This window comes from Pseudomonas sp. 313, from assembly GCF_000316965.1.
Lineage (GTDB): Bacteria > Pseudomonadota > Gammaproteobacteria > Pseudomonadales > Pseudomonadaceae > Chryseomonas > Chryseomonas benzopyrenica.
Genome location: NZ_ANBZ01000009.1, coordinates 20,483 through 46,378, shown reverse-complemented (window position 1 = coordinate 46,378; position 25,896 = coordinate 20,483). Strand labels below are relative to the sequence as shown.

The following is a 25,896-nucleotide window of genomic DNA, read 5'->3' as shown; positions in this document are numbered from 1 at the left end:
TCCGGCGGAGGTGTCGCCGCGGGGGCGGTACTCGCAGCCGATCCAGCCGTCGTAGCCGAGGGCATCGAAGCGCTCGAACAGATAGGGGTAGTAGAGCTCCCCCAGATCCGGTTCGTGGCGGTCGGGCACGCCGGCGATCTGCACGTGGCCGATGCCGGCGAAGTCGCGCTCGAAGGTCTTGCTGACATCGCCCTCGACGATCTGGCAGTGGTAGCAGTCGAACTGCACCTTGAGGTTGCTGGCGCCTATGGCCTGGCGGATGGCCTGGGCGTCGTCCTGGCGATTGAGGAAGTAGCCGGGCATGTCGCGCGGGTTGATCGGCTCGATGAGGATCGTCACCCCGGCCTTGGCCGCCTGTTCCGCGGCATGGGCCAGGTTGCCCAGGTAGGTGTCGCGGGCGCGGGCCCGGTCGACCCCCGCGGGCAGCAGTCCAGCCATCACGTGCATCAGGCGATTGCCCAGCACGGCGGCGTAGTCCAGGGCGCGGTCGATGCCGGCGCGGCATTCGGCCTCGCGACCGGGCAGGGCGGCCAGGCCGCGTTCGCCGGCGGCCCAGTCGCCGGGCGGGGCGTTGAACAGCACCTGGGTCAGGCCGGCGGCGTCCAGCCGGGTCCTGATCTCGGCGGCGGAGTGCTCATAGGGAAAGAGGTATTCCACGGCCTGGAAGCCATCCGCCGCGGCGGCGGCGAAGCGGTCGAGGAAGGCATGCTCGGGGTAGAGCATGCTGAGGTTGGCGGCGAAACGGGGCATGGCTTGTCTCCCAGATTAGACGAAGGGCCAGAGCAGCAGAGTGATGGCGAAGCCCAGGCAGCCCAGCAGGGTGGTCAGGACGGTCCAGGTACGCAAGCCGTCGGCGACGCTCAGGCCGACCAGCTTGGTGAAGATCCAGTAGCCGGCGTCGTTGATGTGCGACACGGCCAGACCACCGGCGCCCATGGCCAGGCAGAGCAGGGCCATGTGGTTGGCCGAGAGGTCCAGGGTAGCGATCAGCGGACCGAGGATGCCGGCGGTGGTGACCAGGGCCACGGTGGTGGAACCCTGGACCGCGCGCAGCAGCAGGGTCAGCACGAAGCCCAGCGCTAGCACCGGCAGGCCGGTGGCGCGCAGCAGGTCCGAGACCACCGCGCCGATGCCGGTGTCCACCAGCACCTTGCCGAAGACGCCGCCGGCGCCGGCGATGAGGATGACCATGGCCACGCCGGGCAGCGCCGAGCCGATGACGTCCGAGACCTGCTCACGCGACCAGCCGCGGCGGAAGCCCAGCACATAGGCGCACAGCAGGGTGTCGATCAGCAGGGCCACCAGGGGCGCGCCGACCACGGTGAGGATGTCGCGCAGCAGGTTGCCGGCCGGTAGCCAGCTGGTGGCCAGGGTGCCCAGCAGGATCAGCACGATGGGCAACAGGATCAGGGTCACCACCAGGCCGAAGCCGGGGGCTGGTGCGGGCGGCAGACCGGCGGCGAGGCCGGCCGGGGTCTCGTCGACCTTGACCGCGGCGGCTCCGAGGCTGGGCAGGCCAGGGGCCATGTCCTGGCCGCGGCCCCACTGCTGCAGGTGGGTGTCGGTGATCTGCGGGCCATAGACGTCGCTGCGGATGTCATCGGTCATGGGGTAGTGACGGCGGGTCATGCGCCCGGCCACCCACCAGCCGATCAGGGCCAGCACGGCGGTGATCGGCAGGCCGAACAGCAGCACCCGACCCAGGTCGGCGCCCAGCTGGCCGGCGGCGGCCACGGCGCCCGGGTGGGGCGGCAGCATGGCGTGCACGGTGAGCATGGTGGCGCACATCGGCAGGGCGAAGACGATCAGCGGCTTGCGCGCGGTGCGGGCGATGCCATAGGCCAGCGGCATCAGCACGATCACGCCGACTTCGAAGAACACCGGGATGCCGACCAGGAAGCCGGCCAGGGTCAGGGCCAGCGGCGTGCGTCTGTTGCCGAAGCGCTCGATCAGCGTCTTGGCCAGGGCCTCGGCGCCGCCGGAGAGTTCGATGATGCGGCCGATCATGGCGCCCAGGGCGATGATGATGGCGATGTGGCCGAGGATCTTGCCCATGCCGCCTTCGATGGTGGCGACCAGCTTGGACGGTTCCACGCCAGCGGCCAGGGCCACCAGGATGCTCACCAGCATCAGCGCCACGAAGGGCTGGAATTTGTACTTGAGAACCAGGAACAGCAGCAGGGCGATGCCCGCCGCGGCGATGAGGACCAGCAGCAACGGACTCATGAGCGGGACTCCGGGCAGGTGAGGCTGACGACGTGGGACATGGCACTTTCCTCGCTATTGTTGTTTTTCCAGGGCAAGCCGGTCCCGCGACGGCCGGCGAGGGCCATCGTGGGGGTGTTGCGGTAGCGCGGGCTTCAGGTCACCAGACGGCGCCGAAGGTCTCCGCCAGTTCGGCCAGGGCGGCGGCATCGAGCGGCGCCGGGCGCGGCTCGCTGAGCAGCCACAGCCGCGCGGTTTCTTCCAACTCCTCCAGGGCGAAGCTGGCCTTGCTCACGCTGCTCTCCCAGACCACCGGGCCGAGGCGTTCGAGCATCACGCCGCGAACCCGGTTGGCCAGTTGCGCCACCTGCTCGGCGACGCTGGCGGCGCCGGGACGGGCATAGGGGATCAGCGGGATATGGCCGACCTTCATCACCTGGTAGGGGGTGATCGGCGGCAGGATGTCGTCCGGGCGCCAGACCCCGGCCAGGGTCAGGGCCACCAGGTGGGTGGAGTGGGTGTGCACCACGCCGCCCACGCCGGGATTGCGGTCGTAGACCTGGCGATGCAGGGCCAGGGTCTTGGATGGCTTGTCGCCGGAGACCCAGTCGCCATCCAGGCCGACCTTGGCGATGGCCGCCGGATCCAGGCGACCCAGGCAGGCGTCGGTGGGGGTGATCAGCCAGCCGTCTTCCAGGCGGGCGCTGATGTTGCCGGCGCTGCCCACGGTGTAGCCGCGGGCATAGAGGCTGGCGCCGACGGTGCAGATCTCTTCGCGCAGACGGGCTTCGACGCTCATGCCTGCTCTCCTGCCAGCTGGCGCAGGGCCTTGGCGAAGAAGTCGCGGCTGCCGAAGTTGCCGGACTTGAGCGCCAGGGCCAGGGGTTCGCCCGCGACCTGGCCGAGGGTGGCCGGCACGCCCGGATCGATCTGGGCGCCGATGCGCAGGCTTTGCACGCCCAGGGCCTGGACCACGGCGCCGGAGGTCTCGCCACCGGCCACTACCAGACGGCGTACGCCGCTGTCGAACAGGCCGCGGGCGATCAGGCCGAGGGCGCGTTCCACCAGTTCACCGGCGCGGGCCACGCCCAGCTCGCGCTGGATGGCCCTGACCTCGTCGGCGGGACTGGTGGCATAGATCAGCACGGCCTGGCCCAGCTCGCGCGCCCAGGCGAGGGCGGCGTCGATGGACTCGTCACCCTGGGCCAGCGCCAGTGGGTCGAGGCGTAGTGCCGGGCGACCGGCTTCCAGCCAGGCGGCGACCTGGCCATTGGTGGCCTGGGAGGCGCTGCCGGCCAGCACGGCTTCGCCACCGGCGGGCAGCTCCAGGGCGGCGGCGTCGTGCGCCTGCAGCAGGCCGGCGCGGCGGAAATTCTCCGGCAGGCCCTGGGCGATGCCCGAACCGCCGGTGACCAGGGGCAGCTCGGCACAGGCCGCGCCCAGGGTGTGCAGATCGGCATCGGACAGGGCATCGGCGATGGCCAGGCGATGACCCGAAGTCCGGAGTTCGGCGATGGCCTGGCGTACGGCTTCGGGGCCCTGGGCGACCTGGTCGTAGCGCAGCAGCCCTACCTTGCCGCGACTCTGGGCCTGCAGCACCCGCACCAGGTTGGCATCGACCATGGGCGTCAGCGGGTGGTGCTGCATGCCGGATTCGCTGAGCAGCTGGTCCTGCACGAACAGGTGGCCGCGGAACAGGGTGCGTCCGGTCTCCGGGAAAGCCGGGCAGGCCAGGGTGAAGTCGCAGTCCAGCGCCTCCTGCAGGGCCTCGGCCACCGGGCCGATGTTGCCTTCCGCGGTGGAGTCGAAGGTCGAGCAGTACTTGAAGAAGAATTGCCGGCAGCCGCGCTGGCGCAGCCAGGCGAGGGCGGCCAGGGATTCGCTCACCGCCTCGGCGGCCGGCGTGGTGCGGGATTTCAGCGCCACTACCACGGCGTCGGCGGCGTCCAGTTCGGCATCGGCCGTGGGCACGCCGATCACCTGCACGGTGCGCATGCCGCCGCGCACCAGCATGTTGGCGAGATCGGTGGCGCCGGTGAAGTCGTCGGCGATGCAGCCCAGCAGCGGGCGGGTCTCGGTCTGGCTCATGGGTTTCACTCCGCGGCCTTGGGCAACTCGATGCCCGGGAAGATCTTGATCACCGCCGAGTCGTCTTCACGACCGAAGCCTGCGGTGGAGGCCTGCATGAACATCTGGTGGGCGGTGGCCGACAGCGGCAGCGGGAATTTCGAGGTGCGCGCGGTATCCAGCACCAGGCCCAGGTCCTTCACGAAGATGTCCACGGCGGACAGCGGGGTGTAGTCGGCCTTGAGGATGTGCGGCACGCGATTCTCGAACATCCAGGAATTGCCGGCGCTGTGGGTGATGACCTCGTAGAGGGCGTCCGGGTCGACGCCTTCGCGCAGGCCCAGGGCCATGGCCTCGGCGGAGGCGGCGATGTGCACCCCGGCCAAGAGCTGGTTGATGATCTTGACCTTGGAACCCTGGCCGGGCGCGTCACCCAGGCGATAGACCTTGCCGGCCATGGCGGCCAGGACCGCCTCGCCCTTGGCATAGGCCTCCGTGGTGCCGGAGGTCATCATGGTCATCTCGCCACTGGCGGCCTTGGCGGCGCCCCCGGAGAGCGGGGCGTCCAGCAGCAGGATGCCACGCTCGGCCAGGCGCTCGCCCAGCTCGACGGCGTAGGCCGGGGCCACGGTGGCGCAGGCGATCACCAGGCTGCCCGGCCGCAGGGCAGAGGCGGCGCCGCCTTCACCGAACAGCACGGCTTCGGTCTGCTCGGCATTGACCACCACGGTGATAAGGATGTCGCAGCTGTCGGCCAGGGCCGCAGGCGAGGTGCAGGCTACGCCGCCTTCGCTGGCGAAGCTTTCCAGCACGCTGGCGCGCACGTCACAAGCATGCACGGCGAAACCCGCGCGCAGCAGCGAACGGGCGACGCCCAGACCCATGGCCCCGAGGCCGATGACACCGACGTTGTCTTGCATCTTGTTGTTCTCCGTAAAAAAGGTCAGGCGAAGCCGGCCTGCCGCAGGCGGCGGGCGGCGTTGTAGATGTGCTGGCGGGCGGCGTTGGCGGCGGCCAGGGGATCGCCGAGGCGGATGGCGGCGACGATGGCCTGGTGTTCTTCGTGCACCTGACGGGAGAAATCCTCGCGCCGCGCCTCGTTGGTGCGGGTGATGCGCGTGGCCGTCTCCAGGTACTGGCTGACGAATTCCAGGGTCTTGATGAAGTAGGGGTTGCCGGCGGCCTGGGCGATAGTGCGATGGAAGGCCACGTCGGCGCGTACCCCGTCATGGCCATCGGCGACGTCTTCGTCGATGGCCGCGAGGGCCTCGTCGATGGCCACCAGATCGGCCTCGCTGCGGTTGATGGCGGCCTCGGAGGCGATTTCCGCCTCGACGGCGCGGCGCAGGGCCAGCAGGTGGAAGACGCTGCCGGGCAGGCTGGCTTCGTCGGCGTCGATGCGCAACGGGCGGATGCTGGCGTGGGTGGTGACGAAGATGCCGCGCCCTTGCTGGGGCTGCAACACCCCTTCGTTCTTCAGCCGCGAGATGGCTTCGCGCACTACGGTACGGCTGACGCCGAAGGCTTCGGAGAGCAGGGCTTCGCTGGGGATCTTGCTGCCGGGGGCGAAAACACCGGCTTCGATCTTGTCCAGCAGTTGCTGAGCGACGTTATCGCTCAGGACATTGGCGGGGACCTTGGCGAACATGGAGACCTGCTGTTGTGGTTGTAAGGTTGTCATACAGGTTGTGAAACTACTTTCTCACAGGCTTTTGCCTTTGTGTAGTGGTTTTGGCTGAGGCACTACGGAATTTTTGTGATGGCGTCGTGAGGTACAAGGCCCAAGCTAGAGGGCTCTCTTAGTGTTATAATATAACGTTTATGCTGAGGAGCGCTGTCGCATGACCCCTGAAGAACTCTTGGCCCAACCCGAGTCGGCCTATATGAACGAGGCCCAGCGTGATTTCTTCCGCCAGTTGCTGCTCGGTCAGCGTGGCGAGCTGCAGCGGCTGATCGACGAGCAGGTGGAGGATCTGCGCGGCATGGACGCCCATGGCGATCCCGCCGATGTCGGTAACGCCGAGCAGCAGCGGCAATGGCAACTGCGCCAGCTGGAACGGGAGAAGAAGCTGCTGGACAAGATCGACGAGGCCCTGGAGCGCCTGGCCCGTGATGAGTATGGGTGGTGCGAGGAAACCGGCGAACCCATCGGCCTGGCGCGATTGCTGCTGAGACCCACCGCCACCCTCAGCGTGGAAGCCAAGGAACGCCAGGAGCAGCGCGAGCGGCATATGCAGTCGTCGTGAGGGCTTCGCGGGTGGGCATCCCTCACCCCAACCCTCTCCCAGGGGGAGAGGGAGCGGTATGGCGCAGGAAGGGGACACCCGTAGGTTGGCTGAGACGGCTCCATCGTCGAAGCCCAACAGGCAAACTCGAACGTGGCACCGTTGGGCTTCGCTGACGCTCAACCCCAACCTACGCAAGCCGCTGTGCCTCGAACAGCTCGCCTGGTCGCACGATCTGCTCGCGGGCGGCGATCAGGGGCAGGTCACGGCTACCGGCGCCGGTGCGGGCGACCAGCGCGTAGAGGGCGCTGACCGCATGGGACGCCGCGGCGGGCGTGGACTGGCCGTTCAGCAACTGGCCGAGCAGCACCGCCGAGAAGACGTCACCCATGCCGTTGGGCAGCGGTTGCAGGTCCAGGTAGGGCGTCTGCACCAGCCAGGCATCCTGGCTTTCCACCACCAGGGTACTGAGGACGTCGGCGGGCAGGTCCGGGGTGCGTAGGCTGGTGATGACGATGGTCGCCGGCCCTGGTTGGCCCGGGCGCCCCAGCAGCAGGCGGGCGGCGCTCACGGCGTCGGCGGTATCCGCCAGCGGCTGCCCGTGCAGCAATTCGAATTCGTACTGGTTGGGGGTAATCAGGCTGGCCTGTTCGATGGCGCGGCGGCGCAGGAAGTCGGGGATGCCGGGACGCACGAAGATGCCGCGACCGACATCGCCCATCACCGGATCGCAGAGGTAGTGCAGATCGCTGCGCTGGCGACGGATCTCCTGGACCACGCCCAGGATCACCTCGCCGATGGCGGCATCGCCCAGGTAGCCGGAGAGCACCGCTACGCAGCGCTCCAGCACGCCGCGGGCGCGCAGGCCGTCGAGCACGTCGTGGATGTGTTCGGGCGGAAAGACCTGGCCCTTGAACTCGCCGTAGCCGGTGTGATTGGAGAACTGCACCGTGTTGACCACCACCGGCTGCAGGCCGAGCAGTTGCAGCGGCAGGGTGGCGGCGGCGTTGCCGACGTGGCCATAGGCGACATGGGACTGGATGGACAGCACCAGCGGCGGCTGGGCGGGCAGGGGGGCGGGCATGGCGGTCACCTGGGCAGCGGGCTCGCGATCCGAGCCGAAAACGAAAGGTCTCTGCAGCTTACCCCAGCCTTTCCGGCGAACCCTAACCCGGCTGCGGCGGTCTGCATCGGCAGTGCGGATCGCTACCTGCGCCAGGTCGTTTGGCTGGCTACACTGGAGCGGCTGTCATCCACCTCTGGCCCCAAGGAGAAACGGGGAATGTCCGAGCTTCGCTTCGCACGTCTGGTGTTGGGTCTGCAGGCCCTGGTCTGGTTTGGACTCGCCCTGGCGCACTGGTTCTACCCCTACGAGATGGCCAATGCCCGCGGCATGGTGCTGATGGATTCGGCGTCGGTGGCCGAAGCGCGGGTCTGGTATGGCGGCATGCAATTCGCCTTGGCGCTGTTTGCCGTGCTGGCCTTCCGGCGGGCGGAATGGCTGTCGGCCGGTCTGCTGCTGGTGGCCTTCGTGCAGCTGACGCTGTTCGTGGTGCGGCTGATCAGCGGTGTACTGGGCGAGTCGGCCACCGCCGAACTGGATCTCTATTCCCAGGGCTATCGCCTGGTGATCGGCGTCCTGGCGCTGCTGGCGCTGCGCGCGCACCGCCGCCACGAGCAGCGGGAACTGGAGAATCGCCGGATCTACCAGGGCCAGTGACTAGCGTCCGGGCCGGGGCCGCGCGGTGTCGATCTGATCGCTGCGGGCGAGGCCCAGGGTCAGCTGGCGACAGAGGTCGAGGAATTCGACCATGGCCCCGGTCTGGTACTTCTGCTTGTGCCAGATGAAGCAGAACTGGCGACGCAGATCCAGGGTCGGGGTCGCGATGGGCACCAGGGTGCCGCGGGCGAAGGCATCACGCAGCGCCAGCCGTGACAGGCAGCCGATGCCCAGCCCCGACTCCACCGCGCGCAGGATGGCCTCGGTGTGTTCCAGCTCCAGGCGCACGTCCAGTGGCTGGGCATGGTGCCGCATGGCCTGGTCGAAGGTCAGGCGGGTGCCGGAGCCCTGTTCGCGGAGGATCCAGGCCTGGGCTTCCAGCTCGGCCTGGGTGGCCTGCTTCCCGGCCAGGGCGTGTCCAGGCGCGCAGAACACCACCAATTCGTCTTCGATCCAGGGCTGCACCTCCAGATCCGGATGCTGGCAATCGCCTTCGATCAGACCGAGGTCGATGTCATGGTTGGCGATGCGCTGCACCACGCTGGCAGTGTTGTGGACGTGCAACCGCACCCGGCAATCGGGATGGCGCTGCATGAAGTCGCCCAGCAGCAGGGTGGCCAGGTAGTTGCCGATGGTGAGGGTGGCGCCGACCTCCAGGGAGCCGAAGCCGGTCTTGCCGCGCAGCAGATTTTCCACCTCGGCGCTGCGGTCGAGCAGGGCCACCGCCTTGGGCAGCAATTGCCGGCCCAGGGCGTTGAGCGTCAAACGCTTGCCCGCGCGGTCGAATACCCGGCAGTCGAATTGCCGTTCCAGCTCGCCCAGGGCGGTGCTGGTGGCCGACTGCGACAGACTGAGCGCCTCGGCCGCCCGGGAAACGCTTTCCTGGCGCGCCACGGCGACGAAGACCTCGAGTTGACGCAACGTGAATCTCATATCTGCCTTTTGGATAACCTATATTCGAATTATTCATTTCACGGATATTTTCCCCCTCTATAAACTGTCGCGCAATTTCTATCCAGCCCCGGGCTGTACCGATTTTTCCTGGAGTCATCGATGAGCAACCTGTACACCGAGCGCGTCCTGAGCGTTCATCACTGGAACGACACCCTGTTCAGCTTCAAGACCACCCGCAACGCGGGCCTGCGTTTCGAGAACGGTCAGTTCGTGATGATCGGCCTGGAAACCGAAGGCGGTCGTCCGCTGATGCGCGCCTACAGCATCGCCAGCCCCAACTACGAAGAGCACCTGGAGTTCTTCAGCATCAAGGTGCCGGACGGCCCCCTGACCTCGCGCCTGCAGCACCTCAAGGAAGGCGACAACCTGATGGTCAGCCGCAAGCCCACCGGCACCCTGATCCTCAGCGACCTCAAGCCCGCCAAGCACCTCTATCTGCTGAGCACCGGCACCGGCATGGCGCCCTTCCTGAGTACCATCCAGGATCCGGAAACCTACGAGCGCTTCGAGAAGGTGATCCTGGTCCACGGCGTGCGCTACGTGAACGAGCTGGCCTATGCCGACTTCATCACCAAGACCCTGCCGGAGCACGAGTTCATCGGCGATCTGGTGCGCGAGAAGCTGATCTACTACCCCCTGGTCACCCGCGAGGAATTCCGCAACCAGGGGCGTCAGACCGACCTGATGCGCAGCGGCAAGCTGTTCGAGGACATCGGCCTGCCGCCGATCAATCCGCAGGACGACCGCGCCATGATCTGCGGCAGCCCGAGCATGCTGGACGAGACCAGTGCCGTGCTGAACGAATTCGGCCTGACCATCTCGCCGCGCATGGGCGATCCGGGCGACTACCTGATCGAGCGCGCCTTCGTCGAGAAGTAACGCGAGCAGGCTCATCGAAAACCCGCCCTCCGGCGGGTTTTTCGTTTCCGCGGCCCGGCGGGCTGAACTCCCCCGGCGCCGGACCGGTCGGTTGCTGCAAGGCGTGTCATGGCGACACGCCACTGCCGGGAGTCCCCATGAAGCCCTATGTGATCTGCCATATGATGTCGTCGGTCGACGGTCACGCCCTCACCGATGGCTGGGATCGCGCCGTCAAGAAACAGGCCGATGCCACCTACGAGCGCCTGGCCGAGCGCTTCGCCTTCGATGCCTGGGCCTGCGGCCGGGTGACCATGGAAGAGATCGCCCACGGCGAAGGCTATCCCACCGGCGTCGCCCAGGCGCCCATCCCGCGCACCCATCATTTCGCCAAGCGTGACGCCAGCAAGTACGCCATCGCCATCGATCCCCAGGGCAAGGTGGCCTGGAAAAAGAACGAAGCCCTGGATTCCCACGTGGTGGCGGTGCTGACCGAAGGCGTCAGCGACGACTATCTGGTGCACCTGCAAGACATCGGCGCCTCCTACGTCTTCGGCGGCAAGGACGAACTGGATCTGGCGGCGGTGCTGGAATTGCTCAACGCCGAGCTGGGCATCGAGCGACTGGTGGTGGAGGGCGGCCCCCACGTCAGCGGCTCCTTTGTCGCCGCCGGTCTGGTGGACGAGATCAGCGTACTGATCATCCCCCTGGTGGACGGCCGCGGCGCCCATCCGGCCTCCTTCGAGATCGCCGAGCAGGCCTGGCAGCAGCCGCTGTACCTCAAGCTGGATACGGCCGAAGCCCAGGACGACGGCAGCGTCTGGCTGCGCTATCGGCGCGGCTAGCCGAGCGCCCTGGCCAGCGCCAGGGCGTCGGCATCCGCCTCCGCCTGGGCCTGCAGCGGGCAGACTCCGCTGGCATAGCGAGCGATCACCTCGGGCACCTGGGCCAGGGGCACCGGTCGGCTGATGTGATAGCCCTGGATGAAGTCGCAGCCCAGGGCGCACAGCAGCCGCAGCTGCTCCAGGTGTTCGACGCCCTCGGCGGTGACCTTGAGCTTGAGCGGTCGGGCCATGCCGATGATGGCCTGGACGATCTGGTGATCGGCGTTGCCCTCGGCCAGCCCGGTGACGAAGGAGCGGTCGATCTTCACGGTATCGATCGGCAGGCGCTTGAGATAGGCCAGCGAGGAATAGCCGGTGCCGAAGTCGTCGATGGACACCGTCACGCCCAGGTCGCGGATGCGTTGCAGGAGCTCGGCGGTGGGCTGCACGTTCTTGACCAGGGCATTCTCGGTCACCTCCAGTTCCAGGCGCCGCGGCGACAGCCGGTGGTCGTCCAGCCGCCAGGCGATCTGCCCGGGCAGGGCGTCGTTGCTCAGGCTCAGCGCCGAGCAGTTGACCGCGATGCGCAGCTCCGTGAGGCCGGCGGCGGTCAGCTCGGCCAGGTCGTGGCAGGCACGTCTGAGCACCCAGGCGTCCAGGTCCTCGATGAAGCCGTTGGCCTCGGCCACGCCGAGAAAGCAGTTGGGCGCCAGCATGCCGAGGCGGGGATGGTCCCAGCGGATCAGGGCTTCGGCCTTGTCCAGCTGACCGCTGGCGACGTCCAGGATCGGCTGATAGTAGAGCTGCAGACCACGCTCCTCGGTCAGGGCTTCGCGCAATTCGGCTTCCAGCTCCAGTTGCAGCGAGATCTTCTCGCGCAGGGTCTCGTCGAAGAAGCTGAAGGTGTTGCGGCCATTGCCCTTGGACAGATAGAGCGCAAGATCCGCGCTCTTGAGCAGCTCCTCGCAGCAGCCGCCGTCGCGGGGATAGAGGCTGATGCCGATGCTGGTGGTCATCACCAGGGTGCGGTTGCCGATGGTGACCGGATTGCGCAGGCGTTCCAGGATGCGCTGGGCCAGGTGCCGGGCCTCCTCGGGGCCGGCGAGGCTGGCCAGGATGCAGAATTCGTCGCCACCGAAGCGGGCCACCAGATCCCCTTCGCGTACCGCCTCGCGAATGATCTTGGCCATGGCCACCAGCAACTGGTCGCCGGCGTCGTGGCCGAGGCTGTCGTTGATGCGCTTGAAGTGATCGATGTCGAGAAACATCACCCCCAGGCTGCGCCCCTGCTGGGCGTGGCGCTCGAGGATCTCGGCGAAGGCCTGGTTGAAGGCGCGGCGATTGTGCAGGTCGGTGAGGGGGTCATAGTGCGCGGCCTGCTGCAGCGAGGCGCGCGCCTCGTCGAGCTGGCCGACCAGGGAATTGACCCGCTCCAGGTCGTTTTCCTTGCGCTGCAGCTGGCGATCAGCCCAGGCCGCGCCCAGGCCGCCCACCCCCAGCAGCAGGGCGATGATGGCGATGCCCACCCCCAGCTGCCAGGAATTGCTGGCGCCTTGCAGGGTGCTTTCGGTCTGGGCCGGTGCGACCAGCACCATGGACCACATGCCGGTGAAGTGCATGGCGGCGATGGCCAGGCCCATCACCAGGGCGGTGGCGATGCGCAGCCAGCGATAGATGCCGGTGTAGTGGCGGCGAAAGATCTGGATCAGTTGCAGGGCGGCGAAGCTCGCCCCCACGGCGATGCCGATCGACAGCAGGAAGGGCAGAGGGCGATAGAGCACCACGGCCTCGGTGTGCACCGCGGCCATGCCGGTGTAGTGCATGAGCACGATGCCCACGCTCAGCACGATACCGGCCTTGAGGCGCTGCCCCAGGGTGAGGTCGGGCTGGCTGAGGGCGGGCATGGCCATGAGTCCGGCCAGCACCACGATCAGCAGCGAGGCGATGGTGATGAAGAGGTCGTAGTGCACCCGGGTGGGCACGGTGAAGGCCAGCATGGCGATGAAGTGCATGCCCCAGACGCCGAAGCCGAAGCTCAGGGCGCCCATCAGACTCCAGGCCCGCCGCCGCGCCAGGGTGCGGGTCTGGCCGATGCGCTCGGCGAATACCAGGGTCACGTAGCAGGCGCTGACCGCGACCAGATAGGCGAGGGCGACCAGCCAGCCGTCGTGCTGACCGTGAAGGTGGATCTGGGTGTGGTCGAGAGGAGCGACGAGAAAGTCGAGTCCCAGCCAGTTGTTCATTCCATGGCCTCGGCAGGAAGTCTGGCGCGACTGGGTGAAGACGGCCCGGCGGGATCTCCGGTCCGGGGGATTTCACAGCGGCAGCCTGCGCGTTGAGTTTAGCTTGCCTTGCCCTATCGGCGTGGTGAAGAGGGGCTTTAGCAGGCGCCTCGACAGTTAGTGCGCGAGATTTTTTTCTCAGACGAGCGCATCTGGAAACGCAGTGGAAAATCGCCAGAAGAAGCGCTCTAGATAGCTGGCTAGCGACTTATCGATAGCATATCGCCAGTAATGCGACCGTTCGTCGATAGGAGGAGGGATGAACGGTCCCATGAGAGGGAAGACCGGCCAGAACGGCCGGTCGAACGGATCAGCTCACCACGCGGTAGCAGGGCTCGTAGGCCGCGCCGCCGGGTAGCTTCATGCGGTGCTGCTCGACGAAGGCCTGCAGCAGCCGATCCAGTGGCCGCATGATGTCGGGATCGCCATGGATCTCGTAGGGCCCGCGTTCCTCGATCAGCTGAATGCCCTTGGCCTTGACGTTGCCGGCGACGATGCCGGAAAAAGCGCGGCGCAGGTTGGCGGCCAGTTCATGGGGCGGCACGGCATGGGTCAGCTGCAGGGCGGCCATGTTCTCGTGGGTGGGATCGAAGGGCCGCTGGAAGCCTTCTTCGATGCGCAGCAGCCAGTTGAAGTGGAAGGCATCGTGGCGGTCGCGGCGGAATTGCTTGACCGCCTTGAGGCCCTGGGCCATCTGCCGGGCCACCTCGACCGGATCGTTGACCACGATCTGGTAGTGCCGCTGGGCAGCTTCGCCCAGGGTCGCGCCGATGAAGGCGTGCAACTGTTCGAGGTAGGGGGCGGCGCTCTGCGGTCCGGTGAGCACCACCGGAAAGGGGATGCCTGTGTTGTCCGGGTGCATGAGGATGCCCAGCAGGTAGAGGAATTCCTCTGCCGTGCCGGCGCCACCCGGGAAGATGATGATGCCGTGGCCGACGCGGACGAAGGCTTCCAGGCGCTTCTCGATGTCGGGCAGGATCACCAGTTCGTTGACGATGGGATTGGGTGCCTCGGCGGCGATGATCCCCGGCTCGGTGAGGCCCAGGTAGCGACCGCCCTGGAGGCGCTGCTTGGCATGGGCGATGGTGGCGCCCTTCATCGGGCCTTTCATCACGCCCGGGCCGCAGCCGGTGCAGATGTCCAGGTTGCGCAGGCCGAGTTCGTGGCCGACCTTCTTGGTGTACTTGTATTCCTCGGTGCTGATGGAGTGACCGCCCCAGCAGACCACCATCTTCGGCTCCACGCCGGCGCGCAGGGTGCGGGCATTGCGCAGCAGGTGGAAGACGTAGTCGGTGATGCCCTCGGAGCTCTCCAGATCGATGCGCAGGCTGCTCTGCTCGCTCTCGGTGTAGACGATGTCACGCAGGGCGCTGAACAGCATCTCGCGGGTGCTGGCGATCATCTCGCCGTCGACGAAGGCATCGGCCGGGGCGTTGACCAGCTCCAGGCGCACGCCGCGGTCCTGCTGATGGATGCGGATCTCGAAGTCCTGGTAGGCCTCGAGGATGGTCTTGGCGTTGTCGCTGTGGGCGCCGGTGTTGAGGATGGCCAGGGCGCACTGGCGAAAGAGCTGGTAGAGGTTGCCCGAGCCGGCGGCGCTGAGCTGCTGGACCTCGCGCTGGGAAAGGGTCTCCAGGCTGCCCTTGGGGCTGACCTGAGCGTTGATGACCTGTCTGCTTGGAGCCATAGATGCTTCCCTATCGGTGATACGGCCGAACGGCGGCCGTAGCCGGGTGCGGACCACTTCATGCGATCCGGCACTGTCATTGTTGGGGGCGCGGGCGCCGGAATGCAAACGGGGCTGTGTCAGACCGCGGCGGTGACGTCCAGCACCTGGATGGAGGTCGCGGTTGGATAGTGCCAGTGCACCTCCACATCCCACAGCCGCACCCCGTAGCGCCGCTCGGGCGTCGGCGTCTGGTAGGCCGGGCGTGGATCCTGGGCCAGGCACTGCTCGATCAGTTCGGCAAGGGGCTCGCCCAGGCGCTGGCTATGAGTCTCGGCCTGGACCCGCGCCGTGTCTGTCCAGCTGACCGCGAGGGCCGGCGGGGGGGCCTCCGCGATGGCGTTGTGGGCGCCCGGGGGGCTGTCGGCATAGGGCACATAGGGTTTGATGTCCAGTACCGGGGTGCCGTCGAGCAGATCGATCCCCGAGAGCAGCAGCCGTCCCGGTTCCAGGCCGTCGAGGCGTACCACCGACTGGCCGATGCCATTGGGTCTGTGGGTGGCGCGGGTGGCGAAGACGCCCAGGTAGCGATTGCCACCCAGCCGTGGTGGCCGCACCCGCAGCCGCGGCTGGCTTTCCAGGGCCTGGTGGAACAGGAACAGCAGCCAGACATGGCTGACGCCTTCCAGGCCCGCGACCGCTTCGGGCCGGTCGAAGGGTGGCAGCAGTTCCAGCACGCCACGGGCGGCCGGGGCCAGCGCGGGTTGCCGGGGAATGGCGAATTTCTCCTTGAAGCAGGAGCGGACGTGGCCGATGGGGGTGACGCTGTACTGCATGGGCGGGGGCCGTCTGACGCAGGGCCGGTCATTATGCCCTGCCCGAGGCCTCCGCGACCGCAGCAGCCGGTGCTTCGCCGGCGTTGCGACGCACCCCGCGCAGATTCATCGCCGCCAGGCCCAGCTGCAGCACGATCAGGGCATAGGCCTCGGCCTGCAGGCCCCAGGCGATCCACAGGCCGTTGCTGAGCAGGAACACCCAGAAGCCCAGATTGCGCCGGCCCTGACGCTGAGAGGCCACCAGCCAGGCGGCGAGCAGGGTGATGGCCATGGCCGGCCATTGCAACAGATCGAGCGCTTCCATGGAGAACCTTCAACGGAGTGACTAATGAAGGTGAACCCTGGGAGCGGTTCCGAGTTCCAGGCGACGGCTTCAGGGCGCCGGATGGCGCGCCCGCGCGTAGGCGATGAAGCCCTCGATATCGGCACTGCACAGGTGTTCGCCGGCGGCGAGGATCTCGGCTTCGGGCCAGTCCCACCAGGCGATGTCGAGCAGCGCCTGGCAGGTGGCTTCGGGAAAGCGCCAGCGGATGAAGCGCGCCGGATTGCCGCCCACCACCGCATAGGGCGGTACGTCGCGGGTGACCACGGCGCCGGCGGCCACCACGGCGCCATGGCCGATGGTGACGCCGGAGAGGATCAGCGCATCGGTGCAGATCCAGCAGTCGCTGCCGATCACCACATCGCCGCGCGTACCGCCGTAGTCGGTGATGTGGGCCAGGTCGTCGACGAAGGCAGGGAAGGGGTAGGTGGTCACCCAGTCCAGCCGGTGGAGGCCGCCGAGCAGGATGCGCACGCCCTCGGCGATGGAGGTGTAGCGTCCCAGGCGCAGGGTGGCGCCTTCCTTGAGATCGAACACCCTGGGCGCGCCGTAGGTGCCGGCACCGATCTCATAGTCGGGCAGCTCGCGGCGCAGGCACGCCGTGCGCTGGTGCAGGCGGGGCAGGGCGGCCAGCGCCTGGCGTTCACGTTTCTTGCGCAGCTTGTCGAGAAAACTCATGGCGGTGCCCTGGCGAAAGGTATCCGGCAGGATACCGAAGCGCCCGGGCCGTGCTCAATCGCCGGGCTCGGGCTCCGCCGGATCTCGCTCGATGGCCGCCATGCCCAACTGGTCGGCGAGGTCCTGCAGGTCGCTCGCTTCCAGATCCCAGCCGCCGCTGGACACCTCGCCACCCGCCGGACCCTTTTCCCGTGGGCGCTGGATGAAGGCGGTGGCCAGGCCCAGCTCCTTGGCCGCCTGCAGGTCGCCATTGTGGGCGGCGCAGAGCATCACCTGTTCCGGTTGCAAATCGAGCAGGGCGCAGGCGCCCAGGTAGACCTCCGCGGCCGGTTTGTAGCGCTTGAAAAGATCGGCGCCGAACAGCATGTCCCAGGGCAGCCCGGCGTGGCGGGCCATGTCCAGCAGCAGGCTGACATTGCCATTGGACAGGGCGCAGACCGGATAACCCTGGCGCAGCCGCGTGAGACCCGGTACGGCATCGGGCCAGGGCGTCAGCTGGTGCCAGAGGCGATTGATCCAGGCCACCTCGGCGGTGGTCAGGCCGACCAGGCCGTGGCGTGGCAGCAATTCGTCCAACGCCAGACGATGGACCTCGTCGAGGGGCAACCAGGGCAGGCTGCGGGCGGCGATCTGCGGCAGGATGGCCTCATAGGCTTCGGCGCGCCAGGCATCGGCCAGCCGCTCCCAGTCGCCCTGGACGCCGTGCTTGGCGGACAGTCCCTGCAGACCGGTGACCAGACTGCCGCGCCAATCCACCACGGTGCCGAAGACATCGAAAAGTAGCGCCCGAACGGTCGTCGTCATGGGTAGACTCCTGCAGAAGGTTGTCTCCACCAGACGGATCACGGGTGACGGGGGTTCCCCCAAAGTGCCCGAAGGTCACCCTCGCCAAAGGATCTCTGCATGACGCTGCGCCACCTCAGCCACTGGGTGTTCGATATGGATGGCACCCTGACCCTGGCGGTACACGACTTCGCCGCCATTCGCCGACACCTGGGCATTCCCGAGCAGGCCGACATCCTCCACCACCTGGCCGAGCTGCCCGCCACCGAGCGCGAGGCCAAGCACGCCTGGCTGTTCGAGCACGAGCGCGAACTGGCGGTGGCCGCCCGCCCGGCGCCGGGCGCGGTGGGGCTGGTGCGCGCGCTGCATGAGCGCGGCTGCCACCTGGGCATCCTCACCCGCAATGCTCGCGACCTGGCACTGCTGACCCTGGCCGCCATTGGCCTGGAGGACTGCTTCGATCCGCCTGCCGTACTGGGCCGCGACGAAGCGGCGCCCAAACCCGATCCGGGCGGTCTGCTGCGGCTGGCCGAACGCTGGCAGGTGGCGCCCGCCAGCCTGGTGATGGTCGGTGATCACCGCTACGACCTGGAGTGTGGGCGGGCGGTGGGGTGTCGCACCTTGCAGGTCAATCAGCCCGGCGATCCCTGGCCCGCGGCGCGTGACCAGCGCTTCGAAACCTGTGCGGAGATCCTGGCGGCGCTCTGACGCTGGAAATTTGTCCGTTAGGCGTAAATAGTCTGTTGTTTGCCTGGCCGCTGGCTAAGATGCCGGCTTCGGATTCAGGTCGGGCCAGCCGTATGAGCCTCCACACGCCTTCGAGCGATCAGCCAGCCTCCGGCGATCTGCGCCAGTACGAGCGCCAGACGCTGGAAAGCCTTGCCACCGGCCTGCCCCTGACCCAGGTGCTGCACACGCTGCTGCAACGGGTGGAGGTCCTGGCCCAGGTCCGCCTGCACGCCTGCATCCTGTTGCTCAGCGAGGATGGCCGTTATCTGCAGGACGGCATCGCGCCGAGTCTGCCGGACGCCTACAGCCGCGATCTCGGGCGGCTGGAGATCGGCCCGCTGGCGGGTTCCTGTGGCACCGCCGCCTACCGCCGGGAAGCCGTCTATGTCGAGGACATCGCCGGCGATCCGCTGTGGGCCGGCGCGCGCGACCTGGCGCTGCGCTATGGCCTGCGGGCCTGCTGGTCGATGCCACTGTTGGCCCTGGACGGTCGGTTGCTGGGCACCTTCGCCAACTATTTCCTCGAGCCGCGGCGCCCGCTGGCCGCCGAGCGCGACGCCTTCCGCCTGGTCACCGAGACCGCCGCCCTGGCCATCGAGCGCCATCAGGCGGATCTGCAGCTGCGCGAGAGCGAAGACCACTATCGGCACCTGGTGGAACTCAATCCCCAATACACCTGGACCTGCGATCCCAGCGGTCAGCACATGGTCTTTTCGCCGCGCTGGCAGCAGCTGACCGGCCAGCCGATGCTGGAAGCCGATAGCTTTTGGACGGTGGTGCATCCGGACGATCGCCAGGCGACCCGGCAGGCCTGGGACGTGGCGTGCAGCGCCGGTCAGGCCTACGACCGCGAACACCGGGTGCGGGTGGCGGATGGCAGCCATTGCTGGCTGCGTACCCGTGCCTATCCGCGCCGCGATGCGGCGGGCGCCGTGATCCGCTGGTACGGCACCAGCGAAGACATCGATGACCGTCGCGAGGCCGAGGAGGCTTTGCGCCGCGAGCGCGCCACCCTGGAGGTCCAGGTGCAGGCGCGTACCGCCGAGCTGGAAGAGACCAATCGCCAGCTGCGCGAAGAGATGCAGAGTCGCGCCCAGGCCGAGGAGCTGCTGCGCCAGGCGCAGAAGATGGAAGCCGTGGGGCAGCTCACCGGCGGCATCGCCCATGACTTCAACAACTTGCTGGCCGGCATCCAGGCCAGCCTGGATCTCCTGCGCCGCCGCCTGGCGCCGGAGGTCCTGGCCGGGGTCGGCAACCTGCTCGACACCGCCACCCAGTCGGTAGGGCGGGGTGCCAGTCTCACCCATCGGCTGCTGGCCTTCTCCCGGCGCCAGACGCTCAATCCCCAGGCGGTCGACGTTGCCCGGCTGATCGGCGACTTCCAGGAGTTGCTGCGGCACAGCCTGGGGCCGCAGATCCACTGCCAGCTCGAACTGGACGCCGAGATCTGGCCGGTCGACGCCGATCCGCACCAGCTGGAAAACGCCCTGCTCAATCTGGCCATCAACAGCCGCGATGCCATGCCCGCAGGGGGCACCCTGACCATCAGCGCGCGCAATTGGGTGCAGCGCGACGCCGACCCGGCGCTGCCAGCGGGTGACTACCTGCTGATCGAGGTCGCTGACGACGGCGTGGGCATGCCTCCGGAGGTGCTGGAGCGGGTGTTCGAACCCTTCTTTACCACCAAGCCCGTGGGCCAGGGGTCCGGGCTGGGGCTGTCCATGATCTATGGTTTCGTGCGGCAGTCCCGTGGCCAGGTGAGCGTGACCAGTGCGCCAGGACAGGGCTGCCGGGTGAGCCTGCTGCTGCCGCGTCATCCGGCCCCGCCGATCCGCGCGCCGCTTGCGCTCTCCAGCGCCACGACCGGCCGTGCGCTACCCAGCGTCCGGGTGCTGCTGGTGGAAGACGACGCGGTCATCCGCGCGTTGCTGGTGCAGCTGTTCGTCGAACTGGGCTGGCGGTATCGCGACGCCGTCGATGCCGAAGCGGCCCTGGCAGCGCTGCGCGAAGGCGAAGGCTTCGACCTGTTGATCACCGATGTCGGGCTACCGGGACTGAACGGCCGCTTGCTGGCCAATGCGGCCCGTACCCTCAGACCGCAGTTGCCGATCCTCTTTATCACCGGTTATGCGGCGGGCAACGCGCCACCCGTGCCCCTGGTCGGCGAGCGGATGGCCGTGCTGGGCAAGCCCTTCACCCTGGAGGTCCTGGTCGACCGGGTACAGGAGCTGCTGGGCAAGCCCGAAACCCTGGAAGGTTGAGCGCTAGCCGCCAGCGCCGAACAGCGCCCGACGACCCTCGGGCGAGGTGAAAAGGGCATCGCCGTTGTGACCGACGCCCGGCACCTCCACCAGCGGCTGGCGCAGCTCCGGATGACGGCCCTGCAGGTAACGGTAGTAGTTCAGTCCGCGGGCCAGGCGATAGGGGCCCTGGGCCTCGGCGGCGCAACCCTTGTCCAGCGCCGGATGGTTGGGGTCGGTGTCCTCGGCGCCCAGCAGGTAGGTGACGTCGAGCTCCGCATAGTGCTGCTCCAGGCTGGCCGCCGGGCGTCCTTCGGCATAGGCCGGCAGGCCCTGCATGCCGTATTTCCAGGTGTCGAAATCCGGGCAACTGGCCGCGCCGGCGAAGGGCACGGGTTGGCCCTGGGCATCCGGGCGACGCGCATCGAAATAGGCATAGGACGACGGATTGGCCACCACGTATCTCAGGCGGATGCCCGTGGCGGCGAGGGCGCGCTCGCCGTGGCCGAGCACGGCGTAGCGCTGCACCACCTGGCCACCGCCGGAATGCCCGGCGATCACCACCTCCTGCAGATTGGGCAGGCGCTGGCGGTCCGCCAGGCGGGCGAGCAGGGCGTCGAACACGGCGAAACTGCTCAAGGGTTGCGGGCCCAGGGCGGGCTCGCCGCCCATCCAGGCATTGCCCTGCCAGCGCAGCAGGTCGTCCGGCAGCCGATGCCGGTGGACGTCCTTTTCGTTGAGGAACTGCGGAGCGATCACCAGGGTGTCTGCCGCGGCGCCGGCCGCCGCCGTGGCCGTCTCGCCGGAACGGAAATAGGTGGCGGCGTTGCGCAGGCGACCATGGACGATCACCAGCGCGCGGCGAATTTCCGGGTGCGGCTGATTCCAGTCGGTGGATAGCTGCAACGCGGCCTGCGCCTGACCGATTGGCAAGCGGTCGCCGACGATACGGGCGACCCCCTCATGAGGCGCCGCCAGGGCGGGGCCCCAGGCCAAGGCCAGGCACAGCGCGAGCAGGCGACGCATGGGAGGCTCCCGGTGACGTTAGAGTGCCTTGGCGGCGAAGGTATCGCAGCTCTCCACCTTGCCACTGTCGAAGCCGGTACGGAACCACTTGACCCGCTGCGCGGAGCTGCCGTGGGTGAAGGAATCCGGTACCACGCGACCCTGGGACTGGCGTTGCAAGCGGTCATCGCCAATGGCGTTGGCGGCGTTCAGCGCCTTCTCCAGGTCACCCGGCTCCAGCCAGTTCAAGCGCTTCTGGGCGTCGTTGGCCCAGACCCCGGCATAGCAGTCGGCCTGCAACTCCAACCGCACCGACAACCCGGTGGCGCCTTCGGTGGGGATACCGCGACGGCGCGCCGCTTCCATCTTGTTGGTGGTGCCGGTGAGGTTCTGCACGTGGTGGCCGACCTCGTGGGCGATGACGTAGGCGCGGGCGAAGTCGCCGTCGGCGCCGAAGCGCTGCTGCAGTTCCTGGAAGAAGGTCAGGTCCAGGTAGACCTTGCTGTCCACCGGGCAATAGAAGGGGCCGCTGGCCGCGGTGGCGCCACCGCAACCGGATTGCACCTGGCCGTTGAACAGCACCAGCTTGGGCGGCTGGTACTGCTCGCCATGGGCCTGGAAGATGCGCGTCCAGGTGTTTTCGGTCTCACCCAGCACCACGCGGACGAAGTCCACCTGGCGATTGTCGGCGGGGGCGGTGGTCTCCTGCTGGCTGGGCGCGCTCTGGCCGCTGAGGCTGATCAGGTTGCCGAGGATCTGCGTCGGACTCTGGCCGCTGAGCAGGCCGAACACCACCACCAGGGCCACGCCACCCAGGCCCAGGCCGCCGCCGATCTTCATGCCGCGTCCGCCGCTGGCCTGTTGCACGTTGTCGCTACGTTGTCCCTTGTCCCACTGCATGGCGCTTGCCTCCTGATCTTTGCTATCGCTAAGACCGCAGGTCACAGCAAAAATGCGTTACCGGAAATGACAACGCCCGCGACGGGCGCGGGCGTTGTCAGCGGAGCGGAGCGCGGGATCAGGCCGCGGTCTGGCCCTGCTTGAGGCTCTGCATGTCGATCACGAAGCGATACTTCACATCGCTCTTGAGCATGCGCTCATAGGCGTCGTTGATGTCCTGGATGGCGATCTGCTCGATGTCCGAAACGATGCCGTGCTTGGCGCAGAAGTCCAGCATCTCCTGGGTCTCGCGGATGCCGCCGATGAGCGAGCCGGCCAGCTGGCGGCGCTTCATCACCAGGTTGAAGACGCTGGGCGCCGGGTGCGGCTCGGCGGGTACGCCGACCAGGGTCATGGTGCCGTCCCACTTGAGCAGGGTGAGGAAGGCGTCCAGGTTGTGCGGCGCGGCCACGGTATTGAGGATGAAGTCGAAGCTGTTGGCGTGCGCGGCCATCTCGTCTTCGTTCTTCGACACCACCACCTCGTCGGCGCCCAGACGCAGGGCGTCGTCCTTCTTGTTGGCGCTGGTGGTGAAGAGCACCACGTGGGCACCCATGGCGTGGGCGATCTTCACGCCCATGTGGCCAAGGCCACCCAGACCGACGATGCCGACCTTCTTGCCCGGGCCGACCTTCCAGTGGGCCAGCGGCGAGTAGGTGGTGATGCCGGCGCAGAGCAGCGGCGCCACGGCGGCCAGGTTCTCGGTGTGGCTCACCTTGAGCACGAACTTCTCGTTGACCACGATGTGGTCGGAGTAGCCGCCCTGGGTGTTTTCGCTGCCACCGTAGAGGTTGCCGTTGTAGGTGCCGGTGAAGCCGTTCTCGCAATAGGACTCTTCGCCGGCATCACAGGGCGCGCAGTGCTGGCAGCTGTCGACCATGCAGCCGACGCCGACGCTGTCGCCGACCTTGAAGTTCTTCACGTGGGCACCGACCGCGGTGACGGTACCGACGATCTCGTGGCCGGGCACGGACGGATAGAGGGTGTTGTTCCACTCGTTGCGCGCGGTGTGCAGGTCGGAATGGCAGACGCCGCAGAAGAGGATGTCGATCTGCACGTCGTGGGCGCCGGGTTCGCGCCGCTTGAAGGAGAAGGGCGCCAGGGGCTGGTCGGCGGACTGGGCAGCGTAGCCTTGGGCTTGGCTCATGAGATACCTCATCTAGATGGTGGAACTGCAGGGTGGAGCGGGGCGGCCAGGCGGGCCTGGCCAGCTAGCAAACCGTCGATCCTGCGCAGCCAGGCACGGCGGCACCAATCGATCGTCTCGATATCGGTCATGCCGCCCATCGATGGAACTCATGGGCGGGCAGGGCACGAGGTCTTACGACCGGGGTGCCAGAGCAGATGTTCCCGCCCTTGCCACGGCCCGCCGTCGACCGGTCGTGCCTAGCGGGACAGCCTGGGCGCCACGGTGGGCAACAGCCGGGTGGCCAGGTGATCGAGCAGCAGCCGGACCCGTGGCAGGGTCTCGCGACTGCGTGGCCATACCAGGTTGATCGGCGAGCCCTCGACGCCATGTTCGGGCAGCACATCGACCAGGGCGCCACTGGCCAGGTGCGTGCCGATCAGCCAGGTCGGCAACTGGGCGATGCCATGGCCGGCCAGGGCGGCCAGCACCTCGCCTTCGCCATCGCCTACCACCAGGCGTGGCTGGAAGATCCAGCGTTCGCTGTCGCCCGGCTGCTCGCCGCGGAACTGCCAGGGGCTGATCAGGCCGTCGGCCTGGCGAAAGCCGATGCACTGGTGCTCGACCAGGTCGGCTGGGGTCTGGGGTCGGCCATGCTGGGCGAGATAGGCCGGGGCGGCGCAAAAGACCTGGCGCTGGGTGCCCAGGAAGCGATGCCCCAGGCTGGCTGGCCAGGCATCGGAGCCGCCGATGCGCACCAGGATGTCGATGCCCTCGTGGACCGGATCGACGAAGCGATCCGACAGCGACAGATCCGGTTGCAGCAGGGGGTAACGATGCAGCAGCTCCAGGATCAGCGGCAGTACGTGCAGGCGGCCATAGGAGGCGGGCAGGTCGATGCGCACCCGGCCATGGGGCTCGCCGTCCTGCGCGGTCAGCCCCAGCTCGGCCTGTTCCAGCTCGGCCAGCACCCCGGTGCAGGTGCGATAGAAACTGGCGCCGGCCTCGGTCAGGCGCAGACGGCGGGTGGTGCGCTGGAACAGCCGCACGCCCAGTCGGCTTTCCAGTCGCGCCACGCTCTTGCCGATGGCCGAACCGGTGAGGTTGAGGCGCTCGCCGGCCGCGGTGAAGCTGCCGAGATCGGCCACGGTGACGAAGACGTCGAGGCCCTTGAGACGTTCAGAGGAATACAAGGCTGGCTTCCTATTATGGAATCTGATTCCTATTAAATAGGAATTTATACCCAGGATACGCCGTTAATTCTCCAATAGGCTGGAATCAACCCTGAGACAAGGCACTCCCTTATCTACAGCGCCTGCACTGCCGCAGGCCCCTTTTCTTCCCTATCTGGAGGTTTCATGCGCAAGGGCACCGCTCTTATCGTCGGCGTCACCGGCATTTCCGGCTACAACCTGGCTCATACCCTGGTGGCCTCGGGTTGGACCGTCTATGGTCTGGCCCGCAAACCCGTGGCCCAGGAAGGCGTCATCCCGGTGGCCGCCGACCTGCTCGACGCCGAGTCCACCCGCCAGGCCTTGGCCGGCCTGCCGATCAGCCACGTGTTCTTCTGCACCTGGACCCGCCGTGACACCGAGAAGGAAAACGTCGAGGCCAATGGCGCCATGATGAACAACCTCTGCCAGGCCCTGGACGGCGCGCCGCTGCAGCATCTGGCGCTGGTCACCGGTACCAAGCATTACTTGGGCTCCTTCGAGGAATACGGCAGCGGCAAGGCCGAGACGCCCTTCCGCGAAAGCGAGCCGCGCCAGCCCGGTGCCAACTTCTACTACACCCTGGAAGACATCCTCTTCGCCGCCGCCGAGCGGCACGGCTTCGGCTGGAGCGTGCACCGCTCCCACAGCATGATCGGCCAGGCCAAGGGCACCAACGCCATGAACATGGGCCTGACCCTGGCGGTCTACGCCTCGCTGTGCAAGGCCACCGGCCAACCCTTCGTCTTTCCCGGCTCCCGTACCCAGTGGGACAGCCTGACCGACGTCACCGACGCCGGCCTGCTCGCCGAGCAGCTGGAGTGGGCGGCCCTGGCGCCGGCGGCGCGCAACCAGGCCTTCAACACCGTCAATGGCGACGTCTTCCGCTGGCGCTGGCTGTGGAGCGAGATCGCTGCCTTCTTCGACCTGGAGCCGGCACCCTATCCCGAGCAGCCCATGCCGCTGGAAGCACGGATGAAGGACACGGCCCCGGCGCAGTGGCGCAAGCTGGCCGAGGAACATGGCCTGGTGGAGGCCGATGTCGACAAGCTTGCCTCTTGGTGGCACAGCGACGCCGACCTGGGCCGCGAGATCGAGTGCCTCAACGACATGACCAAGAGCCGCGACCTGGGCTTCTTCGGCTATCGCGACACCCGCGCGAGCTTTCTCGACCTCTTCACCCGCCTCAGAGCCCAGCGCCTGATTCCCTGAGTCGCTCTGGATCG

Annotated in this window: 25 protein-coding genes; 7 read left to right on the top strand and 18 right to left on the bottom strand. The window is 67.6% G+C overall.

The annotated features are described in order from the left end of the window. From otnI to C722_RS0100410, 6 genes are all read right to left on the bottom strand, one after another. The coding region (gene otnI / locus C722_RS0100435; RefSeq protein WP_017638642.1) for a 2-oxo-tetronate isomerase at positions 1 to 750 on the bottom strand (750 nt) is incomplete at its 3' end. Positions 751 to 765: 15 nt separating this feature from the next. Then, positions 766 to 2,226 (bottom strand): GntP family transporter, encoded by a 1,461-nt coding sequence (locus tag C722_RS0100430; RefSeq protein ID WP_017638641.1) that lies wholly within the window; start codon positions 2,224 to 2,226, stop codon positions 766 to 768. Between the two features lie 139 nt (positions 2,227 to 2,365). Then, a complete protein-coding gene (locus C722_RS0100425) occupies positions 2,366 to 3,004 on the bottom strand; it encodes an aldolase (RefSeq protein WP_017638640.1) in 639 nt (212 codons plus the stop codon). Further along, positions 3,001 to 4,293 carry a 3-oxo-tetronate kinase gene (gene otnK / locus C722_RS0100420; protein ID WP_017638639.1) on the bottom strand — a complete coding sequence of 431 codons (1,293 nt, stop codon included), beginning with the start codon at positions 4,291 to 4,293 and terminating at the stop codon, positions 3,001 to 3,003. Before otnK ends, C722_RS0100425 begins: the two co-directional genes overlap by 4 nt. 5 nt (positions 4,294 to 4,298) lie before the next feature. Next, entirely contained in the window at positions 4,299 to 5,192 is an 894-nt protein-coding gene (ltnD, locus tag C722_RS0100415) for an L-threonate dehydrogenase (RefSeq protein WP_017638638.1), read from the bottom strand. Between the two features lie 23 nt (positions 5,193 to 5,215). Then, a complete protein-coding gene (locus tag C722_RS0100410) occupies positions 5,216 to 5,920 on the bottom strand; it encodes a FadR/GntR family transcriptional regulator (protein ID WP_017638637.1) in 705 nt (234 codons plus the stop codon). A gap of 193 nt (positions 5,921 to 6,113) precedes the next feature. Here C722_RS0100410 and dksA point away from each other — a divergent pair, with 193 nt between their 5' ends. Then, on the top strand, positions 6,114 to 6,518 hold the full coding sequence (dksA, locus tag C722_RS0100405; RefSeq protein WP_017638636.1) for an RNA polymerase-binding protein DksA: 405 nt from the start codon (positions 6,114 to 6,116) through the stop codon (positions 6,516 to 6,518). A gap of 169 nt (positions 6,519 to 6,687) precedes the next feature. Here the strand turns inward: dksA and pdxY are convergent, their stop codons facing one another. After that, the gene (gene pdxY, locus C722_RS0100400) at positions 6,688 to 7,581 is read right to left on the bottom strand and encodes a pyridoxal kinase PdxY (RefSeq protein WP_017638635.1); all 894 of its coding nucleotides are present in this window, start codon (positions 7,579 to 7,581) and stop codon (positions 6,688 to 6,690) included. Between the two features lie 198 nt (positions 7,582 to 7,779). On the opposite strand from pdxY, the gene C722_RS0100395 reads away from it, so the two are divergent. After that, on the top strand, positions 7,780 to 8,217 hold the full coding sequence (locus C722_RS0100395; protein ID WP_017638634.1) for a DUF4345 family protein: 438 nt from the start codon (positions 7,780 to 7,782) through the stop codon (positions 8,215 to 8,217). On the opposite strand, the gene C722_RS0100390 is transcribed toward C722_RS0100395, so the two are convergent. Continuing rightward, positions 8,218 to 9,150 (bottom strand): LysR family transcriptional regulator, encoded by a 933-nt coding sequence (locus C722_RS0100390; protein WP_017638633.1) that lies wholly within the window; start codon positions 9,148 to 9,150, stop codon positions 8,218 to 8,220. Positions 9,151 to 9,270: 120 nt separating this feature from the next. On the opposite strand from C722_RS0100390, the gene fpr reads away from it, so the two are divergent. Continuing rightward, positions 9,271 to 10,050, top strand: coding sequence for a ferredoxin-NADP reductase (gene fpr / locus C722_RS0100385; protein WP_017638632.1), 780 nt, complete (start codon positions 9,271 to 9,273; stop codon positions 10,048 to 10,050). 137 nt (positions 10,051 to 10,187) lie between these two features. Beyond that, on the top strand, positions 10,188 to 10,874 hold the full coding sequence (locus C722_RS0100380; RefSeq protein ID WP_017638631.1) for a dihydrofolate reductase family protein: 687 nt from the start codon (positions 10,188 to 10,190) through the stop codon (positions 10,872 to 10,874). Here the strand turns inward: C722_RS0100380 and C722_RS0100375 are convergent. From C722_RS0100375 to C722_RS0100350, 6 genes are all read right to left on the bottom strand, one after another. Further along, positions 10,871 to 13,096: a bifunctional diguanylate cyclase/phosphodiesterase gene (locus tag C722_RS0100375; RefSeq protein WP_017638630.1), complete on the bottom strand. Its 2,226-nt coding sequence runs from the start codon at positions 13,094 to 13,096 to the stop codon at positions 10,871 to 10,873. The two genes, C722_RS0100380 and C722_RS0100375, sit on opposite strands and share 4 nt — an antisense overlap. A gap of 349 nt (positions 13,097 to 13,445) precedes the next feature. After that, the gene (gene ppnN / locus C722_RS0100370) at positions 13,446 to 14,822 is read right to left on the bottom strand and encodes a nucleotide 5'-monophosphate nucleosidase PpnN (RefSeq protein ID WP_017638629.1); all 1,377 of its coding nucleotides are present in this window, start codon (positions 14,820 to 14,822) and stop codon (positions 13,446 to 13,448) included. Between the two features lie 119 nt (positions 14,823 to 14,941). After that, a complete protein-coding gene (gene tsaA / locus C722_RS0100365) occupies positions 14,942 to 15,637 on the bottom strand; it encodes a tRNA (N6-threonylcarbamoyladenosine(37)-N6)-methyltransferase TrmO (protein WP_017638628.1) in 696 nt (231 codons plus the stop codon). Positions 15,638 to 15,668: 31 nt separating this feature from the next. Beyond that, a complete protein-coding gene (locus C722_RS0100360) occupies positions 15,669 to 15,941 on the bottom strand; it encodes a hypothetical protein (protein ID WP_017638627.1) in 273 nt (90 codons plus the stop codon). 69 nt (positions 15,942 to 16,010) lie between these two features. Beyond that, positions 16,011 to 16,637: a CatB-related O-acetyltransferase gene (locus C722_RS0100355; RefSeq protein WP_017638626.1), complete on the bottom strand. Its 627-nt coding sequence runs from the start codon at positions 16,635 to 16,637 to the stop codon at positions 16,011 to 16,013. A gap of 54 nt (positions 16,638 to 16,691) precedes the next feature. Further along, a complete protein-coding gene (locus C722_RS0100350; RefSeq protein ID WP_017638625.1) occupies positions 16,692 to 17,441 on the bottom strand; it encodes a haloacid dehalogenase type II in 750 nt (249 codons plus the stop codon). Positions 17,442 to 17,540: 99 nt separating this feature from the next. On the opposite strand from C722_RS0100350, the gene C722_RS0100345 reads away from it, so the two are divergent. Together C722_RS0100345 and C722_RS0100340 are read left to right on the top strand one after the other, a co-directional pair. Further along, a complete protein-coding gene (locus C722_RS0100345) occupies positions 17,541 to 18,128 on the top strand; it encodes an HAD family hydrolase (RefSeq protein WP_017638624.1) in 588 nt (195 codons plus the stop codon). 92 nt (positions 18,129 to 18,220) lie between these two features. Beyond that, positions 18,221 to 20,410 carry an ATP-binding protein gene (locus C722_RS0100340; RefSeq protein ID WP_017638623.1) on the top strand — a complete coding sequence of 730 codons (2,190 nt, stop codon included), beginning with the start codon at positions 18,221 to 18,223 and terminating at the stop codon, positions 20,408 to 20,410. 3 nt (positions 20,411 to 20,413) lie between these two features. On the opposite strand, the gene C722_RS0100335 is transcribed toward C722_RS0100340, so the two are convergent. From C722_RS0100335 to C722_RS0100320, 4 genes are all read right to left on the bottom strand, one after another. Beyond that, entirely contained in the window at positions 20,414 to 21,415 is a 1,002-nt protein-coding gene (locus C722_RS0100335; RefSeq protein WP_017638622.1) for a hypothetical protein, read from the bottom strand. 18 nt (positions 21,416 to 21,433) lie between these two features. After that, positions 21,434 to 22,294 carry a neutral zinc metallopeptidase gene (locus C722_RS0100330; RefSeq protein ID WP_017638621.1) on the bottom strand — a complete coding sequence of 287 codons (861 nt, stop codon included), beginning with the start codon at positions 22,292 to 22,294 and terminating at the stop codon, positions 21,434 to 21,436. Positions 22,295 to 22,412: 118 nt separating this feature from the next. Beyond that, positions 22,413 to 23,480 carry an NAD(P)-dependent alcohol dehydrogenase gene (locus C722_RS0100325; protein ID WP_017638620.1) on the bottom strand — a complete coding sequence of 356 codons (1,068 nt, stop codon included), beginning with the start codon at positions 23,478 to 23,480 and terminating at the stop codon, positions 22,413 to 22,415. A gap of 239 nt (positions 23,481 to 23,719) precedes the next feature. After that, a complete protein-coding gene (locus C722_RS0100320; RefSeq protein ID WP_017638619.1) occupies positions 23,720 to 24,652 on the bottom strand; it encodes a LysR family transcriptional regulator in 933 nt (310 codons plus the stop codon). Positions 24,653 to 24,817: 165 nt separating this feature from the next. Between C722_RS0100320 and C722_RS0100315 the strand changes: the two genes are divergently transcribed. Next, a complete protein-coding gene (locus C722_RS0100315) occupies positions 24,818 to 25,882 on the top strand; it encodes an SDR family oxidoreductase (RefSeq protein ID WP_017638618.1) in 1,065 nt (354 codons plus the stop codon). Positions 25,883 to 25,896: the final 14 nt, after the last annotated feature.

Excerpts from the sequence above, each read along its gene's own strand:
- C722_RS0100430 (WP_017638641.1), bottom strand. The coding sequence starts at position 2,226 with ATGAGTCCGTTGCTGCTGGTCCTCATCGCCGCGGCGGGCATCGCCCTG.
- C722_RS0100425 (WP_017638640.1), bottom strand. The coding sequence starts at position 3,004 with ATGAGCGTCGAAGCCCGTCTGCGCGAAGAGATCTGCACCGTCGGCGCC.
- otnK (WP_017638639.1), bottom strand. The coding sequence starts at position 4,293 with ATGAGCCAGACCGAGACCCGCCCGCTGCTGGGCTGCATCGCCGACGAC.
- ltnD (WP_017638638.1), bottom strand. The coding sequence starts at position 5,192 with ATGCAAGACAACGTCGGTGTCATCGGCCTCGGGGCCATGGGTCTGGGC.
- C722_RS0100410 (WP_017638637.1), bottom strand. The coding sequence starts at position 5,920 with ATGTTCGCCAAGGTCCCCGCCAATGTCCTGAGCGATAACGTCGCTCAG.
- dksA (WP_017638636.1), top strand. The coding sequence starts at position 6,114 with ATGACCCCTGAAGAACTCTTGGCCCAACCCGAGTCGGCCTATATGAAC.
- pdxY (WP_017638635.1), bottom strand. The coding sequence starts at position 7,581 with ATGCCCGCCCCCCTGCCCGCCCAGCCGCCGCTGGTGCTGTCCATCCAG.
- C722_RS0100395 (WP_017638634.1), top strand. The coding sequence starts at position 7,780 with ATGTCCGAGCTTCGCTTCGCACGTCTGGTGTTGGGTCTGCAGGCCCTG.
- C722_RS0100390 (WP_017638633.1), bottom strand. The coding sequence starts at position 9,150 with ATGAGATTCACGTTGCGTCAACTCGAGGTCTTCGTCGCCGTGGCGCGC.
- fpr (WP_017638632.1), top strand. The coding sequence starts at position 9,271 with ATGAGCAACCTGTACACCGAGCGCGTCCTGAGCGTTCATCACTGGAAC.
- C722_RS0100380 (WP_017638631.1), top strand. The coding sequence starts at position 10,188 with ATGAAGCCCTATGTGATCTGCCATATGATGTCGTCGGTCGACGGTCAC.
- C722_RS0100375 (WP_017638630.1), bottom strand. The coding sequence starts at position 13,096 with ATGAACAACTGGCTGGGACTCGACTTTCTCGTCGCTCCTCTCGACCAC.
- ppnN (WP_017638629.1), bottom strand. The coding sequence starts at position 14,822 with ATGGCTCCAAGCAGACAGGTCATCAACGCTCAGGTCAGCCCCAAGGGC.
- tsaA (WP_017638628.1), bottom strand. The coding sequence starts at position 15,637 with ATGCAGTACAGCGTCACCCCCATCGGCCACGTCCGCTCCTGCTTCAAG.
- C722_RS0100360 (WP_017638627.1), bottom strand. The coding sequence starts at position 15,941 with ATGGAAGCGCTCGATCTGTTGCAATGGCCGGCCATGGCCATCACCCTG.
- C722_RS0100355 (WP_017638626.1), bottom strand. The coding sequence starts at position 16,637 with ATGAGTTTTCTCGACAAGCTGCGCAAGAAACGTGAACGCCAGGCGCTG.
- C722_RS0100350 (WP_017638625.1), bottom strand. The coding sequence starts at position 17,441 with ATGACGACGACCGTTCGGGCGCTACTTTTCGATGTCTTCGGCACCGTG.
- C722_RS0100345 (WP_017638624.1), top strand. The coding sequence starts at position 17,541 with ATGACGCTGCGCCACCTCAGCCACTGGGTGTTCGATATGGATGGCACC.
- C722_RS0100340 (WP_017638623.1), top strand. The coding sequence starts at position 18,221 with ATGAGCCTCCACACGCCTTCGAGCGATCAGCCAGCCTCCGGCGATCTG.
- C722_RS0100335 (WP_017638622.1), bottom strand. The coding sequence starts at position 21,415 with ATGCGTCGCCTGCTCGCGCTGTGCCTGGCCTTGGCCTGGGGCCCCGCC.
- C722_RS0100330 (WP_017638621.1), bottom strand. The coding sequence starts at position 22,294 with ATGCAGTGGGACAAGGGACAACGTAGCGACAACGTGCAACAGGCCAGC.
- C722_RS0100325 (WP_017638620.1), bottom strand. The coding sequence starts at position 23,480 with ATGAGCCAAGCCCAAGGCTACGCTGCCCAGTCCGCCGACCAGCCCCTG.
- C722_RS0100315 (WP_017638618.1), top strand. The coding sequence starts at position 24,818 with ATGCGCAAGGGCACCGCTCTTATCGTCGGCGTCACCGGCATTTCCGGC.